The sequence below is a fragment of the Acidobacteriota bacterium genome (assembly GCA_009861545.1).
Classification (GTDB): Bacteria; Acidobacteriota; Vicinamibacteria; order Vicinamibacterales; family UBA8438; genus WTFV01.
Genome location: VXME01000138.1, coordinates 33,287 through 48,877, shown reverse-complemented (window position 1 = coordinate 48,877; position 15,591 = coordinate 33,287). Strand labels below are relative to the sequence as shown.

General features: G+C 68.4%; 15 protein-coding genes. 7 read left to right on the top strand and 8 right to left on the bottom strand.

The window, feature by feature from the left end:
- The first annotated feature begins 23 nt into the window (after nucleotides 1-23).
- Entirely contained in the window at nucleotides 24-2,102 is a 2,079-nt protein-coding gene (locus tag F4X11_21910; GenBank protein ID MYN67650.1) for a hypothetical protein, read from the top strand.
- A gap of 10 nt (nucleotides 2,103-2,112) precedes the next feature.
- Here F4X11_21910 and F4X11_21905 read toward each other — a convergent pair whose 3' ends face one another.
- Genes F4X11_21905 through F4X11_21895 form a run of 3 tightly spaced genes read right to left on the bottom strand, consistent with a single transcriptional unit; the run spans nucleotide 2,113 to nucleotide 2,850 of the window.
- Nucleotides 2,113-2,316: a type II toxin-antitoxin system prevent-host-death family antitoxin gene (locus F4X11_21905; protein ID MYN67649.1), complete on the bottom strand. Its 204-nt coding sequence runs from the start codon at nucleotides 2,314-2,316 to the stop codon at nucleotides 2,113-2,115.
- Nucleotides 2,316-2,591, bottom strand: a complete 276-nt coding sequence (locus F4X11_21900; GenBank protein MYN67648.1) for a hypothetical protein — start codon at nucleotides 2,589-2,591, stop codon at nucleotides 2,316-2,318. Before F4X11_21900 ends, F4X11_21905 begins: the two co-directional genes overlap by 1 nt.
- Complete coding sequence (locus F4X11_21895) at nucleotides 2,560-2,850, bottom strand: BrnT family toxin (protein ID MYN67647.1); 291 nt, start codon at nucleotides 2,848-2,850, stop codon at nucleotides 2,560-2,562. Before F4X11_21895 ends, F4X11_21900 begins: the two co-directional genes overlap by 32 nt.
- Before the next feature lie 79 nt (nucleotides 2,851-2,929).
- Between F4X11_21895 and F4X11_21890 the strand changes: the two genes are divergently transcribed.
- Together F4X11_21890 and F4X11_21885 are read left to right on the top strand one after the other, a co-directional pair.
- The gene (locus F4X11_21890) at nucleotides 2,930-4,972 is read left to right on the top strand and encodes a PQQ-binding-like beta-propeller repeat protein (GenBank protein MYN67646.1); all 2,043 of its coding nucleotides are present in this window, start codon (nucleotides 2,930-2,932) and stop codon (nucleotides 4,970-4,972) included.
- Between the two features lie 116 nt (nucleotides 4,973-5,088).
- Nucleotides 5,089-5,793: a hypothetical protein gene (locus tag F4X11_21885; GenBank protein MYN67645.1), complete on the top strand. Its 705-nt coding sequence runs from the start codon at nucleotides 5,089-5,091 to the stop codon at nucleotides 5,791-5,793.
- 10 nt (nucleotides 5,794-5,803) lie between these two features.
- Here F4X11_21885 and F4X11_21880 read toward each other — a convergent pair whose 3' ends face one another.
- Nucleotides 5,804-6,802 (bottom strand): hypothetical protein, encoded by a 999-nt coding sequence (locus tag F4X11_21880; GenBank protein ID MYN67644.1) that lies wholly within the window; start codon nucleotides 6,800-6,802, stop codon nucleotides 5,804-5,806.
- Nucleotides 6,803-7,071: 269 nt separating this feature from the next.
- On the opposite strand from F4X11_21880, the gene F4X11_21875 reads away from it, so the two are divergent.
- Nucleotides 7,072-7,413, top strand: a complete 342-nt coding sequence (locus F4X11_21875; GenBank protein MYN67643.1) for an addiction module toxin RelE — start codon at nucleotides 7,072-7,074, stop codon at nucleotides 7,411-7,413.
- Entirely contained in the window at nucleotides 7,410-7,703 is a 294-nt protein-coding gene (locus F4X11_21870; protein ID MYN67642.1) for a helix-turn-helix domain-containing protein, read from the top strand. Before F4X11_21875 ends, F4X11_21870 begins: the two co-directional genes overlap by 4 nt.
- Before the next feature lie 78 nt (nucleotides 7,704-7,781).
- Here F4X11_21870 and F4X11_21865 read toward each other — a convergent pair whose 3' ends face one another.
- On the bottom strand, nucleotides 7,782-8,501 hold the full coding sequence (locus F4X11_21865) for a PEP-CTERM sorting domain-containing protein (GenBank protein MYN67641.1): 720 nt from the start codon (nucleotides 8,499-8,501) through the stop codon (nucleotides 7,782-7,784).
- A gap of 75 nt (nucleotides 8,502-8,576) precedes the next feature.
- On the opposite strand from F4X11_21865, the gene F4X11_21860 reads away from it, so the two are divergent.
- Nucleotides 8,577-10,946 (top strand): molybdopterin-dependent oxidoreductase, encoded by a 2,370-nt coding sequence (locus F4X11_21860; protein ID MYN67640.1) that lies wholly within the window; start codon nucleotides 8,577-8,579, stop codon nucleotides 10,944-10,946.
- Nucleotides 10,947-11,010: 64 nt separating this feature from the next.
- Nucleotides 11,011-11,403 (top strand): MmcQ/YjbR family DNA-binding protein, encoded by a 393-nt coding sequence (locus tag F4X11_21855; protein MYN67639.1) that lies wholly within the window; start codon nucleotides 11,011-11,013, stop codon nucleotides 11,401-11,403.
- A 162-nt stretch (nucleotides 11,404-11,565) separates the two neighbouring features.
- Here the strand turns inward: F4X11_21855 and F4X11_21850 are convergent, their stop codons facing one another.
- From F4X11_21850 to F4X11_21840, 3 genes are all read right to left on the bottom strand, one after another.
- Nucleotides 11,566-12,861, bottom strand: a complete 1,296-nt coding sequence (locus F4X11_21850; GenBank protein ID MYN67638.1) for an MMPL family transporter — start codon at nucleotides 12,859-12,861, stop codon at nucleotides 11,566-11,568.
- 255 nt (nucleotides 12,862-13,116) lie between these two features.
- Nucleotides 13,117-13,470 carry a hypothetical protein gene (locus F4X11_21845; GenBank protein MYN67637.1) on the bottom strand — a complete coding sequence of 118 codons (354 nt, stop codon included), beginning with the start codon at nucleotides 13,468-13,470 and terminating at the stop codon, nucleotides 13,117-13,119.
- Nucleotides 13,471-13,511: 41 nt separating this feature from the next.
- Nucleotides 13,512-15,299: an amidohydrolase family protein gene (locus F4X11_21840; GenBank protein MYN67636.1), complete on the bottom strand. Its 1,788-nt coding sequence runs from the start codon at nucleotides 15,297-15,299 to the stop codon at nucleotides 13,512-13,514.
- Nucleotides 15,300-15,591: the final 292 nt, after the last annotated feature.

Here is a 15,591-nt window from a genome sequence, read left to right as displayed (position 1 = left end):
ACCGGACAGGGGAGAGGCGCGTGATGAGACATACATTCCCGTTCGTGGTTCTGGCGGGTCTGCTCGCCGCCCAGGCCGTGACGCCGGCCGACGCGCGGGTGGTGCGCATCGAAGTGGAGCGGACGGCGCCCTATGCCGGCGGCAAGGTGTTCGGTGACGCCGGTGCGTTCGAGCGTCTCGACGGCACCGTGCACATGGAGGTCGACCCGGACGACCCGCTCAACGCGGTGATCGTCAACCTGGACCGCGCCCCCCGCAACGAGCGGGGAATGGTCGAGTTCAGCGCGCCGTTCTTCATCATCAAGCCGGTCGACACGGCCCGCGGCAACCGCAAGCTGCTGTACGGCATCAACAACCGCGGTAACGCCATCGAGCTTCCCTTCCAGACCTTCCCGTCGCTGCAGCCGGGGGCCGATCCCGAGTCCGGCGACGGGCTCATCTTCCGTCTCGGCTACTCGTTCGTGGACGCCGGCTGGGCGGGCGACGTCACGACGACGGCGACGCGGCTCGGGGCGAACCTGCCCGTGGCGGTGCAGGCCGACGGCAGCCCGATAGTCTCCCGAATCCGGATCGAGTACCCGTCGGACCCGACCGCGGCGGGCGCGATCACCCACACGCTGCCGCTCAAGGGCAACGACCGCTTCGTGAGCTACGCGACGGCCGACACCGACACGGCGCACTCCACGCTCACCGTCCGCGACGCCGTCGACGGCGAGCGCCGGCCGGTCGCGTCCGACCGCTGGGCGTTCGGCACCTGTCCGTCGGGCGAAGCGTCGCTCGCGCCCTCGACGACCGACATCTGCCTGTTCGACGGCTTCGACCCGGACAAGGTGTACGAGCTGATCTATCCGGCGAAGAACCCGTGGGTCATGGGCCTCGGCTATGCCGTCACCCGGGACGTCGCCTCGTTCCTGCGCTACGAGACGGCCGATGACGCCGGGAACCCGAATCCGCTGGCGGCGCGCGCCGACGTGGTCGGCATCCGCCGCGCCTACGGGCTCGGCATCTCGTCGACCGGGATGTACCTGCGCGACTGGCTCTACCTCGGCTTCAACGAGGACGAGGCGCACCGCCGGGTGTTCGACGCGGTCCGCATCCACATCCCCGGCACGCACCGGCTGTTCGCCAACGTCGAGTTCGCGGACCCGAACATCTACTCCCGCCAGGACCGCACGTCCGACTTCACGTCGCAGTCGTATCCGCCCCTCACCTACGCGGTGACCACCGACCCGGTGACCGGCGTCCGGGACGGCATCCTGAAGCGGCCCGCCACCGATCCGCTCGTCTTCCACGTGGACACGAGCAACGAGTTCTGGCAGATGAAGGCGTCGCTGAACGTGCACGACGGGCACGGCGACCCGGTGCCGATTCCGGACAACGTCCGCCTGTACCTGCTGGCCGGCCACCCGCACGGCGGCGCCGCCGGAGTCGGGGCGATGCCGGCCGACCGCGGGGCGTGCGAGTACGTGACGAACACCTACCGCAGCGCGGCGCCGACGATGCGCGCGCTGCTCGTCGCCCTCGACGCGTGGGCCGACCGCGGCATCGAGCCGCCCCCGAGCAGCTACCCGGACGTGCGGCGCGGGACGCTGGCGAGCGTGGACGAGGTGGGACGGACGTTCCCCGCCATCCCGGGCGTCGGCTTCCCGACGCGGGTGAACGGGCTCGACGCGCTCGGCTTCGGCCCCACGTTCGGACCGCAGGGCGGCCGACAGACCGTGCTGCCGCCGACCCGCGACGGCTCCTACCAGGTGCTCGTCCCGACCACGGATCGCGACGGGCACGATATCGCGGGGATCCACACGGTGGACATCGCGGTGCCGGTCGGGACCAACACCGGCTGGAACCTGCACGCGGCCGGCCCGCGCGGGCGCGACCTCTGCTCGCTGACCGGGTCGTTCTTCCCCTTCGCCCGCACGCGCGCGGAGCGGGAGGCGAACGGGGACCCGCGCCTGTCGCTGGAGGAACGCTACGGCGACCACGCCGGCTTCGTCGCCGCCGTCCGGCGCGCCGCCGACGAGTCGGTCGCGCGCCGGCTGCTGCTGCCCGAGGACGCCGAGGTGCTCGTCAGGATGGCGGAAGAGAGCGAAGTCCTGCGGTGAGCGAGAAGCGCTAGCGCGCTCCTGGCGCCTCGATTTCTTCGACAGACTCCAGAAGACGCCGCGCGTTCGCAGGACTCCTGAGCAGATAGGTGGTTGCGTCGAGTCGCTCGTGGTTCCGCTCCGAAGGCATGACGCTGGCCCGCGCTCGATCATCGCAGGCGCGATCTATCGCCTCCGAGAGGTTCGCCTGGCTGGACGAGTCGCGGCGTTGCATCAGGCTTTGTCGGAGCCCGTTTCCTGCGGCCCTTGGGGGACGGACCTTCGTGGCGCACCTTCCGGCAATGCTCCAATCACTGAGCGGAGCAGTCGATTCACCGATTCCGAGGAATCGAAAACCGCCGCGACGTCGGGTTCGAGGACGACGGCCACTACCGTGCCGCTCGTGCGAGATGCGAATCGGTTCGAGCGGCTCCGCGAATAGTCCAGATCGTATTCCGCCCGAAGGTCGTCGGACGCATCAGGGACTGCCGCTGCCTTGTTCGTAGTCATGTCGTTCCCGCTTCGTGGCGACCCGGGCGCTGATGATCCGAACCCTGCCGCCACGTGCAGTGAAGCTCACCATCAGCAATCGCTGTCGCGACGAATGGCCCACGATGATCTCCCGCGACTCGTCCGCCGAGTGATCGGGATCGTCGAAAATCCGCGCCAGCGGATCGGCGAAGACCGTCAACGCTTCCCCGAAGCCGACACCATGTTTCTTGGCGTTGGCCTCGGCCTTGGAAGCCCGCCACTCGAAGTCCACGCGCATTCCGAGGGTATCACGTCGTCGTCAGGCGCCGCCGGCGGGCTAGAATGACTCGCACGTACGAACGATCGAGGCCAATGAGATGCGATGGATCCTTGCACTGACGGCAGCGGCGGCCTGCTTGGCCGCGAGCCCGGCCGAGGCGCAGTACGGGGCGCCCGACGACGGCGAGTGGCGCAGCTACGCCGGTGACAGCGGAAGCACGAAGTACTCGCCGCTCGACCAGGTCACGGCCGACAACTTCGGCGACCTCGAGGTGCGGTGGCACTGGCAGTCGGTCGACTCGCACCTGGTCCACTCCACGCCCGGCGGCGACTCGCTGGTCGCGGCCGACACGCTGTTCGACATCCTGCAGGCGGAGGAGCCGGACCTGTGGACGGCGTTCGACGGCGTGAACCGGACGGGCACGCGACCCTCGATACGCTCCCTGGTGGCGACGCCGCTCATGGTGGACGGCGTCCTCTACGTCAGCACGCCCCTCTACCGGGCCGCGGCCATCGACGCCCGGACCGGCGAGACCCTGTGGGTGCACGACCCGCGCGCCTACGAGTCGGGCAATCCGGCCATCGCGCAGTGGCGCCACCGCGGCGTGGCCTACTGGGAGAACGCCGGCGACGCCCGCATCGTGTGGGCCACGGGCGACGGCTTCCTCATCGCGGTGGACGCGAAGACCGGGGTCCCGGCGCCCGATTTCGGCGACAACGGCCGGGTCGACCTGATGGACGGCGTGCCGCGCGCCACCCGCGGCGAGCGCGACATCCTGAACCTGCTTCCGCTGTCGTCGCAGTCGCCGCCGCTCGTCATCCGCGACACCATCATCGTCGGCTCGACCATCAACGATCGCACCATCACCCGCGAGGCGACGCCCGGCTTCGCCCGCGCCTACGACGTGCGCACCGGGCGGCACCGGTGGGACTTCCACACCGTCCCCCAGAGCGCCGACGAGTTCGGGTCGGACACGTGGCTGGACGAGTCGTGGCGCTACAGCGGCAACACGAACATCTGGTCGATGATGAGCGGCGACGAGGAGCTCGGCTGGGTCTACCTGCCGATCGGGACGCCGACGAACGACTACTACGGCGGGCACCGCCTGGGAGACAACCTCTTCGCCGAGAGCATCGTGGCGGTCGACGTCGAGACCGGCCAGCGGCAGTGGCACTTCCAGACCATCCACCACGGCCTCTGGGACTACGACCTGCCGGCGGCCCCGAACCTGCTGGACATCACCGTCGACGGGCGGGAGATCAAGGCGGTGGCCCAGGTCAGCAAGCAGGGCTTCGTCTACGTCTTCGACCGGATCACCGGCGAGCCGGTGTGGCCCATCGAGGAGCTGCCGGTGCCGACCGACACCGACCTGGAGGGCGAGATCCTGTCGCCGACCCAGCCCTTCCCGACGAAGCCGGCCGCGTTCGAGTACCAGGGAACCTCCATCGACGACCTCGTGGACTTCACGCCCGAGATCCGCCAGATGGCCGTCGACGCGGTCCAGGGCTTCCGGCTGGGACCGCTCTACACGCCGCAGATGCTGCGCGGCACCATCATGCGGCCGCCCGTCGGCGGCGGCGCGAGCTGGTCCGGGGCGGCCGTCGATCCCGAGACCGGCTATCTCTACGTGCCGTCGTTCAACGGGCACTCGACGATCCGGCTCACCGAGCCGGAGCCGCACGAGCCGTCGACGCTGCGCTACATCCGCCGCTCGATCTCGGCCGGCCCCGTCATGCCGCGCGGGCTGCCGCTGTGGAAGCCGCCCTATACGCGCATGACCGCCATCGACATGAACACGGGCGAGCACGCGTGGATGATTCCCACCGGCAACGGCGACCGGATCCGCAACCACCCGATGCTGCGCGACCTCGACCTTCCGCCGCTCGGCGGCGACGCCGGCCGCAGCGGTCCCCTGCTGACGAAGACGCTGCTCATCCACGCGCTGACCGCGGGCGGCACCGACGGCGGCCCGCGCCTGGTCGCCTACGACAAGGCGAGCGGGACCGAGATCGCGTCTCTGGACCTGCCCGGCGGGGCGCTCGGGGCGCCGATGACCTACCTGCTCGACGGGGTGCAGCACATTGCGTTGACGGTGGGCGGCGAGGTGCCGGGATTGATCGTGTTCCGGGTGCCGGAGTGAGGTGAACGGAGGCCAGATACCCAGAATTCCTATCGGCGCTGCCAACTGAGTCCACTGCCTACCAGTCAGCTCTCGTTTCTTGGCCCGAAGAACGCGTACTTGAACAGGATCCGGTCATGAATGACGAAGAACTGATCCACGCTCTTGAATTCCTACGGAACACCATGATCGCCGTCGCAACTGGTGGTCCACGCATCGATGAAGTGAACGACCAATACATGCAGACATTTGCCGGCGTGGAGGAAGAGCTTGCGCAGCGTGGCATCGACAACGCTATGACCTACACGTCCCTTTGGGACTGGTACGGGCGCTGGAGTAGCGGGGACCTTCCAACTTACCAGTCGCGCCGAGTGTTCGTCGCTGACCTCATTGGACCGCTCCTCCAGCGAATCCGTACCGGCCGCACGGAGGAAGTGCCACCAACTGGCTGGACAAGGGTGGACCGAACGGTAGGCAGACTTCGTGACCGTCTAGCAGCATCCCGAAATGAAGAGGATTTTCAGGCCGTGGGGCTGCTGGGACGAGAAACGCTCATTTCCCTCGCTCAGGCTGTCTATGTACCGGACCGACATCCTCCACTCGACGGCACGCAACCCAGCCCGACAGACGCCAAGCGGATGCTGGACGCATACTTCGCGGTTGAGTTGCCTGGTGGTACCAATGCAGAAGCGCGCGGCCATGCACGGTCAGCGCTTGCCTTCGCGAACGCCCTGCAGCATCGTCGAACTGCAACCTTCCGCGACGCTGCATTGTGCGTTGAGGCCACAACCTCTGTCGTCAACATCACTGCAGTCGTTGCCGGCAAGAGAGATCCAGAGTGACTAACCTCCCTCACTCGGACCCAGTCGACGCATCGGAATGCTTGTTGTCTCTCTTGGCCACGTCCGCGATTTCACGCGTAAGCCGAAGTCGCTCCATCGTCCTATTGTAGCACTCCAGTGTTCCAATCACTTCTCCCGCGCGCGTCTTCAGATGCTGCAGCGTCCAGTCATTTGTTCCGGTTCGGAAGAAGGTCACCTCTTGCGCCTGTCGAAGCAGATCGCCGTATTGCTCCATTTCCGCCACTACGTTCTTCAGGTCTATTTCAGAGAATTCTTCGCAGCGGTTTGTTTTCGTTATGAGTATGACGGTCACGTTGCTGGGAATCACAACTTCAGTAAGGACAGCTCTGTCGTCTGTTGTTTGACGGCTGCTGTACGCTCTAACAACTTCCTTGATCTTGGCGCTGAGTGTGTCTGAGATTTCGTCCGCTGTTTTTCTTAGCGTCTCGTCGATCGTATAGCGTACGAATTTCTCCGCCCTCTTGAACATCCACAATCCGACGGCAAGCGCCACGCCCAAGTTAACGTTTGAGACAACAAACTGTATAAGGGGTTCGGGAACAATCGAACGTCGCCCCATCTCCTCGCGCACGATACCGTCGTCGATTCGCTTGACAGCCTCCATGAAATCGTCACGGCTTTTTGGACTCTCAAAATTTGCCCGATCGACCCTAATCGCTACAGAATTGTGCTCTCCCTGCTTGACCTCATTCACAAAGGGCTTGGGTGCCTCCGCGAAACTCAGGCACACAAGCTTGGCACCCGACTTGACATGTGTCATGCCTCGCGCCCCGTCCTCTATGTGAATGCGCGCCATCGCAGCGTACTCACCCCCGACAGCCTCTGTCCAAGCCTCCTTGGTCTTGCCCACGGGCATGCAAAGCGGATCGTGCTCTACGACCAATGCAAGAGCTCGTTCGCCGTTCACTTGATCAACAAACGATTCGATGGCCTCCTTTGCGATGCTAATCCTGGCGCCTCCTTGCTCAACTGCGGCAGTCGTCGCCATGCAAACAACATGTTCACCCACTACAATCCACTACTCCATTCCGCCCACCGGTTGCTACCGGAGACATCCGGCTACTATAGTCGTGGTAGAGTGAATTCGTCAAGGCTCACCCAGAGCGGGCACCAGTAGCCCGATGCGTGGATCGGGTTTGCAGATGCCGGCACAACGACGCCCGATATTGTGTCGTAAAGGGGCGGCCATGGCAGAGAGCTTGGTAGGCTCGGACGCCATTGACGCCGGACGCCATTGGCGCCTATTCTGTTCATGACATGGCTCCCCTGCAGACGGTCGTGGAAACACCAGCCTATCTCGCGGCGGCCCGTGGGGCGCTGTCTGACACTCTGCGGGACAGCGTCGTCAACACGGTGGCTGAGAATCCCCAGGCGGGCGTACCGCTCGGCGGCGGTCTCCGTAAAGCTTGCATCGCTCGTCCAGGAAGCGGGAAGAGGGGAGGCGTGCGCGTGGTGTTCCTGTCTGCGGGTGAGGACATCCCCGTGTTCCTGCTCACCGTCTTCGCCAAGAACGAAAGGGCGAATCTCACCGCCAAGGAGCGCACGGTGTCGATCACCGCTGCGAAGGAGCTGACCGCAGACTACAGGAGAAGCCCATGACCAGTGCGTTCGACAAGGTTGCGGCCGGGCTCGACGATGCGTGCGCCTACCTGAAGGGCGAGCGCGCCGACTTTGTGGTGCACGCAATCGACGTGCCCGATCCCGACGTCGTCGCGATCCGAAACAAGGCAGGACTGTCGCAACCGGCCTTCGCTCGGAGCATCGGTATTCCGCTGGGCACGCTCAAGAACTGGGAGCAGGGCCGCAGGCGCCCGGAGGGACCGGCTCGTGTACTGCTCGCGCTGATTGACAAACGGCCGTCGATTGTCCAGGAAGAGTTGGGTCGCTGAACTCGACAGCCCAGCGTCGCCCGCTGTCGCCGAGGCGCCGGCCGCAACCGGTTCGCGCCCGTACGTGGCGGCGAAGCGTCACAGCGGCGTGAAGGTCACCGCCGCCCGGGTGAAGTAGACCTCCGTCCGACTCTCGAATCCCGAGTCGACGCCGAACAACAGCCAGGCCTGGCCGGTGGAAGGGATCGAGATCCGCGCCGGGGTCGGTCGCCCCGGCAAGGACTTGCGCTCCCACTGACGCGGCTGCTCGCAGCTTCTGGAGTTGGCGATGTTGCCGAGCACCACGGCCTGCGTGCCGCCGGCGGACTGGTTTCCGATGTCGATGTTCATCCGCAGGTAGGAGCCGTCACGCACGGGGAGCGGTTCCATGACGGTGGCGCCGGCCTTGATCCAGACGCTCTCGCCCGGCGCGCCGCCGACCCCAACGCACCCGGCCGGCGTGTCGGTGGCGATTTCGACGCTGACGGTGACGCCATAGCGTGAGCCGGGCAGCAGGCCGCTGATGGGTCCCTTGAAGAACATGAAGAGATCGTCGCTCCGGTTGACCCCCGAAATGAACAAGGCGGATTGCGACGCCAGCGGCGGCGGGAGGGCGCGGTAGCCGGAGGTCAACTCGTAGAAATCCGCGTGGTCGGGCGGATAGTCGGCGAAGGCCGCAACGAACCCCTGTGGCCCGCGACTGAAGTCGAAGTCGAACGTCAACGCGTCCGTCGGCTCGGTCGGATGGCCGGAGCAACCGCCGATGAGCGCACCGATCAACAGTGTGACAGCAACGAAGCCGGGCGGCGAGCAGCGCATTGTCCAGACATGGTATCGACTCGGCGGTGACTGGCCGCACTGCCTACGCATTCGATCGGAGGTAGATTGGTTGCAGTGCCCGTTCTACCGAAGCTCGTCGGCCAGCGCGTCAAGCGGCGCGAGGACCCGCGCCTCGTCCAGGGGCGCGGCACGTATGTCGACGACATCAAGATCGCCGGCATGCAGCACCTCGCGTTCAAGCGGAGCGACATCGCGCACGGCCGCATCGGTTGCATCGACACCAGCGCGGCCGAGGCGATGGACGGGGTGGAGGCGGTGTTCACCGGCGCGCAGATCGCCGGGTTTCTCGCCCCGATGCCCATCGGCACGCCGTTCCCGTCGCCGGAGCATCGAGCGGTGGCGGTCGATACCGTCCGCTTCGTCGGCGACCCGGTCGCGGTGGTGGTCGCGCGCGACCGCTACGTGGCACGCGACGCGGCCGACGCCGTCGTGGTCGACTACGACCCCTTGCCGGCGGTGGTCGATCCGGAAACGGCGATGACCGGCCAGCCCGCGGTGGTGCACGCCGACTTTCCGAACAACATCGCCCTCGGCCCGTTACCGAGCGGCACCGGGGTCGGCGGCAAGGGAGCCGTCGACGACACCGCGGTCGACGCGGCCTTCGAGGCGGCCGACGTGGTGATCGCGCAGCGGATGGTGAACCAGCGGCTCGCGCCGAGCTCCATCGAGGCGCGCGGCGTGCTGGCGCACTACGAGCCGGGCCGCGAGGCGCTGACCGTCTGGTCGTCGACCCAGAATCCCCACATCCTGCGCACCTTCATGGCGCAACTGCTCGATCTGGGAGAGGACCGCGTGCGCGCGGTGGCGCCGGAAGTGGGCGGCGGCTTCGGAGCGAAGATCAACATCTACGGGGAGGAGTACGTCGCGGCGGCGCTGTCGAAGCGGCTCGGGATGCCGATCAAGTGGATCGAGGACCGCTCCGAGGCGTTCCTCGCCACCGTGCACGGGCGCGATCTGATCGGCCACGTGGAGCTGGCGGCCACACGGGACGGGAAGGTGCTCGGGCTGCGCATGCGCATCATCGCCGACATCGGCGCCTACAACATGCTGCTCACCGCCCGCATCCCGACCAACACCATGACGATGGCCAACGGAACCTACGCGTTTCCCGCCGTCCGCGCGACGCTGACCGAGGTGTTCACCAACAAGACCCCCACCGACGCGTATCGCGGCGCCGGACGCCCGGAGGCGGTGTACTTCGTCGAGCGGGCGATGGACATGCTGTCCCGCGAGCTCGAGATGGACCCCGCCGAGCTGCGCCGGAAGAACTTCATCCAGCCCCACCAGTTCCCCTACAGGACGCAGATGGAGGCGGTCTACGACACCGGCGACTACGAGAAGGCGCTCGACCGCGCCCTCGGCGTCGCCGGCTGGGAGGAGCTCGAACAGGAGCGCGCCGCGGCGCGGGCGGACGGCCGGCTCGTCGGCCTCGGCTTGTCGATGTACGTCGAGAGCTGCGGCCTGGGACCTTCCTCCACCTTGCCGCCCGGCGGCTGGGAGCACTCGCAGGTGACCGTCGAGCGGGACGGTCGGATCAGCGCGACGACCGGCGTCTCGCCGCACGGGCAGGGCAACGAGACCACCTTCGCGCAGATGCTGGCCGATCAGTTCGGCGTGCCGCTCGACCACGTCACGATCCACCACGGCGACACCGCGGTCGTGAAGCAGGGCATCGGCACGTTCGCGAGTCGCTCGCAGGCGGTCGGCGGGGCGGCGCTGCACGACGCCGGTACGAAGGTGAAGGCCAAGATGGCGAAGTTCGCCGCCGCGCTGCTCGAGGCGCACGAGAGCGACCTCGTCTTCGAGAACGGGACGATAGCCGTCAAGGGCGCGCCGGCATCGGCCTGGCCGTTCGCCGAGGTCGCCGCCTACGCCTACCGGCCGACCCGGCTGCCCCAGGGGCTGACCCCGGGGCTGAGCGACGAGGCATTCTTCGAGCCGGCGAACAACACCTACCCGTTCGGCTGCCACATCGCGATGCTGGAAATCGACCGGGAGACGGGTGAGCCGCGGCTGCTGAAGATGGTGGCGGTCGACGACGCCGGCCACCTCATCAATCCGCTCATCGTCGAGGGACAGATCCACGGCGGGCTCGCCCAGGGCATCGGCCAGGCGCTGATCGAGGAGTTCGCCTACGATGCCGACGGCCAGCCGCTGACCGCATCGTTCATGGACTACGCGCTGCCGCGGGCGAGCGATTTCCCGCGCTTCGAGCTCGACAACACCGTCACGCCGACGCCGGTCAATCCGCTCGGGGCCAAGGGGGTGGGCGAAGCCGGCACCATCGGCTCGACACCCTGCATCGTCGGCGCCGCGGTCGACGCCCTGAGCGGTTTCGGCGTGCGGCACCTGGACATGATGCTGCGGCCCGAGAAGCTGTGGCGCATCATTCACGGCCACTCGGCCAGGCGCTCCGGTGCATGAGTGCGACCACACCGGCTGGGCGAGAAAGCGCGCGTCATGCAGGCCATGCCCTGCTCCTCGTTGGATGTCTCGGCGTAGCAGGGTGGTAGTGTTTGGTGGCGTGGCGACCATCGACGACTTCCGCAGGCTCGCACTCGGCCTCGACGGGGCGGAGGAGAGCTCGCACATGGGCTCTCCGGATTTCCGCGTCGGCGGCCGGATCTTCGCGACCCTCGCCCATCAGGCGCAGGGCTACGGCAATCTGATGCTCACGCCGGAGGTTCAGACGATGTTCGTCGGCGAGGCGCCCGAGACCTTCGTGCCGATCGCCGGCGGCTGGGGACGCATGGGCGCGACCCACATCCGCCTGGCCGCAGCCGACGAGGAGACCCTGGCCGGCGCGCTTCGCACGGCGTGGAAGCTGCGCGTGGAGAAGAACGCGCAGGCCGGGCGCCGGCGGCGGCGGCCGGCAAAGTGACCCGGCGACCGCGCCGAGGCCCGAGGCCTGCCCCTTCTCAGGAACCCGCCGACGTCGCGCTGCGGAACGGCACCGCGACCGCCGGGGCGATGAAGGTCGTCGAGCAAGCGCCGCTGACGACACCGACTCGCGCAATGTGAAGTTCCCTCCTCGCCGCGAGCGTCAGATGCTGAGAGTCGCCGCGCGACGTCGGGTCAGGACGAGACCGAACAGCGTGCGCGAGACGAACACCGCGGTGAACACGTTCGAGACCAGCCCGAAGAACAGCGTCGTCGCGAAACCCCGGATCGGACCCGACCCGAACTGATACAGAAAGGCGGCCGCGATCAACGAGGTGACGTGCGTGTCGAGAATGGTCAGGAAGACCCGGTCGAAGGCGGCGGCGACGGCGGCCCGCACTCCTCTGGCGGTCGGGAGCTCTTCCTTGATCCGCTCGAAGATCAGGACGTTCGAGTCCACGCCGACGCCGATCGTCAGGATCAGGGCGAGGTCGGACGCCTCCTGCGGCGTGAAGGCCCCGTGGATCCGTCCTTCGCCGCCGGTGATCGGCTCCTCGATGACGGCGACCGACTGCACGCGGCCGTCGAGGATGATGGCGAGGTCGCGGCCGACATTGGCCCCGGTGAACGCCGCGAACGACCGTGCGCCGTCCCGGCTCAGGGAGAACCCGATGGCCGGCCGGTTGAACTCGTCGACCGTCGGCCGGGCATGACGCAGATCGCGGCCGGAGATCGGCGCGGTCCGACGTACGAGGTAGAACACGTCCGGCCCGTCGCCGGCCGGAGCGTCCCCGGCCACGACCTCCAGCGCAGGCGGCAGCACCCCTCGGGTCGTGTCGAGAAGGTGGGCGCGGGACGCCGCCGGCCCCGCCTCGATCAGGTTGAGCTCGAGGACCCCGGTGGAGCGGATGACCGCCTTCGCGCCGTCGACGTCGGCCACCCCCGGCAACTGGACCAGGATCTGGTTGCCCGCGGCCCCGTGCCGCGCGATGACCGGCTCGGTGACCCCGAACGCCTCGATCCGCCGCGCGATGGTCAGGCGCGCCTGACGGACCGTCTCATCCCGGCGCGCCTGCTCGACGTCCGGCCGCAGCCGATAGCGGTGAACGCCGCCCGCGGTCGAGACCCGTTCGTAGCCGGCGAGCTGGTCGTCGGCCAGGCGGCGGAACTCGGTATCGCGGTCGGGGGGCACGCCGTCGACCAGGATCTCGGTCGGCGCGGCGGCCCGGACCGAGCCGAGCGCGATGCCGTCGAGCCCGGCCCGCTCGCGCAGCCTCCGGGCCTCGGTTTCCGCCTCGACCTGCAACCCCTCGTCGGTCTGGACCCGCAGGACCAGGTGGACCCCACCGCGCAGGTCGAGACCCAGCGGTATCGTGTCGGCCGGCGGCCACAACATGGCGACCGCGACCGCTACCACACCTGCCACCGCGAGCACCCGCCACCGAAGCTGCTTCCGCATAGCTGTCTCTCCTTCTTCTGTTCCTCTGGACGCAACGGGCCAGCGGGCCGTGCGTTCCCGCACAGACGTGCGGGCGCGCGCAGATCGCCAGTCGTGTCACCGTGGGGCGGGGTTCGACGCGAAGGCCCCCTCAAGAGGCCGGGCCGGGCAAGGCCCGGCCGGCCGACGGCGCGCACGATACGCCCGCGGGCAACGTGGGGCGCATGGGCACTGCGAACCCGCGCGAGGGGTCGGGACGAAGCCCCGTCGAAGCAGCTAGATGCGGAGACTGACGGTCAGCGGGGAGATGTACTGGTGGGAGCGGGAATCCGGGTTGCCGGACGACCCGGACAAGACGAACCGCGGGTGCGCCGGATGGACGCCGGCGGACGTCCGGAGTGCAGCGCCGGCGGCCTGCGAGCCGCCTGCGAGCGCCGCCCGCCAGGAGCGGCCAGGTGCGGGCGGCGGATCCGCGGTGGTGCTGGTGCCGCCGGGATCGTCCGGCGTCGCGGGCGCCAAACCGACGGCTGGCTGTGGACCGGCCGGTTCCGACGCCGCCACCGGCGCGAGAACCGTCGGCGCCAAGCCCCAGAGCGCGCCAATCACCGCAAGCACGACGAGCAAGCGCATGGTTCCATCATAACAGTGGTGGGGGAACCAAGACCCCGTGCTCAGCGATCGAAGGTCCACGTGCGGGCCTCGCGCCCAGGCTCCGCCCGCACCTCCTCGACCACGACGCGGGGCGTCTCGTCGCGCCGGTAGCGCAGGACCCATTTCAGGCCGGTCCGGTTCGCCTCGGGTACCGGAATCTCGTGCGTCGCGTGCTCCGGGCCCTCGAAGACGTTGATCTCGCAGACGTCCTCGTCCGCGCACAGGGAGATGGCCTGCTCGACCCAGTCCTCGACGGTGGCCCCTGGCGTGACCCAGGCTCCCCAGGCGTGGGCGGTGGTCCCCACCCAGCGGAAAACCACCGGTTCGGGGTCCGCGGCACCGCGCCCCTGCCCGCCGCGCGCAGGACTCGCGCCGGTCTCGGCCGACTCCGTCCAGCGCGCGCGCAAGGCCGCGCGGTCGACCTCGACGCCTCGAAGGAAAACCGCCGCTATTCGCCGCGTATGCGTGATGTCGTCGAGCGGGTTGGCGTCGAGCACCACGAAGTCGGCGCTCCGCCCGGCCTCGATGCTCCCGGTATCGATCAGCCCGAACGCCCGCGCCGCCCGGGTCGTGGCGGCCACGATCGCCTCGGCCGGCGTCATTCCCAGCCGCACGAAGAGCTCCAGCTCCAGGTGATCCGCGTAGCCGAAGAAGTCGCCCACCGCGCCGGCGTCGGTGCCCAGGATGACGTGGTCGCGCAGCCGCAGGAAGTTGTTCCGGATCAGTCGCGCCCGCGCTTCGGCCGCAGCGGTCCGGGGACCGTCGGCGTTCGAGTCGCCCGCCGCGGCCTCCCGCAGCATCGCAACGACCTCCTCGGGGACCTGCTCCTGAAAGAAGGGATCCTCGTACACCGGCCGTCTGTACGGCTCGCGCCGGGTGACCATGCCGATGGTCGGCACGATGAAGACGTTGCGCGCCGCGACGAGCGCGAGATACTCGTCGTCGACCGCCACGTCGTACGGCATGTGGATGAAGCGCCGGGTGCCGGCCGCGATCAGCCGCTTGTGGTCCTCCAGCGTGGTCGCATGCGCGATCACCCGGATGTCCCGCACCTGGGCCTCGTCGAGGATGGCCGCATAGATGTCCGGATGCAGCTTCACCCGCGCGCCACGCCGCTCGTCCCGCTCGTCCACCCAGATCTTCAGGATCCGGACGCCGCGCGCCGCCTCGGCCCGCACCGCCTCGCGCGCCTCGGCCGGGCTGCTCACCCCGTGCAGCCCCCACCACCCGGCGTCGTTCGTGAACCGGGGGTTCGGTCCGCCGCCGGGGATCCCCATCCCGGGCGACACCAGGTAGCGGGCGCCGGCGACCTCGCCGACCCGCTGCGCCTGTCGCACCTCGAGGGCGATCTCCTCGAGGTCGCTGCCGGTGGAGATGATCGTGCCCACGCCGTAGTAGGCATGGCGGTGCAGATGGTCGACGAGATTCTCGCGGGTGAAGTTCTCCGAGCCCCAGCTCGTGTAGCGCTCCCAGCCGAGATGCGCGTGCGTGTTGACGAGCGCCGGCATCACCGTGCGCCCGGTCAGGTCGACGACCGTCGCCCCCGGCGGCGCCGGCACCTCGCCGGCGTTCCCGACCCGGACGATGCGATCGCCGCGGACCAGGAACGCGGCGTCTTCGATGACGCGGCCGTCCCCGACGATCACGCGCCCGCCGGTGAACAGCCGGACGGCCTGGGCGGCGGCTGCGGAATCCGGCGGTTGGCCCTCCGCGCCTCCCGCGATGCCCGCCAGAAGCGGGAGCAACATCCAGGAAATGACGCGACGCCGGACGCTGTTCACATCATGACCCCAGGATTTCTCGTACATACCGCTCACCTCCCGGCGTTCACGCTGGACGCAGGCACGGCGAAGCGGCCGCGCCCCGGCACTACGTGGTCAATGGGCGATCGCGACCGGGACCGAGCTGCGTCGCTCTCCCGGCGCTACGAGCGCGACTCGACGCGGAACGTCCACCAGTGGTCCGGCCGCGGGGTGTCGAGCGGCGGCGGTTCGCCCCCGCCCCCCGGCTGCCGTGCCTGTACCCCCCGCGTTATCCAGGAACGGAAACCCGGGGCCCCAACGCGAAGACATATTAACAAAAAGAGCGCACACGAACGAT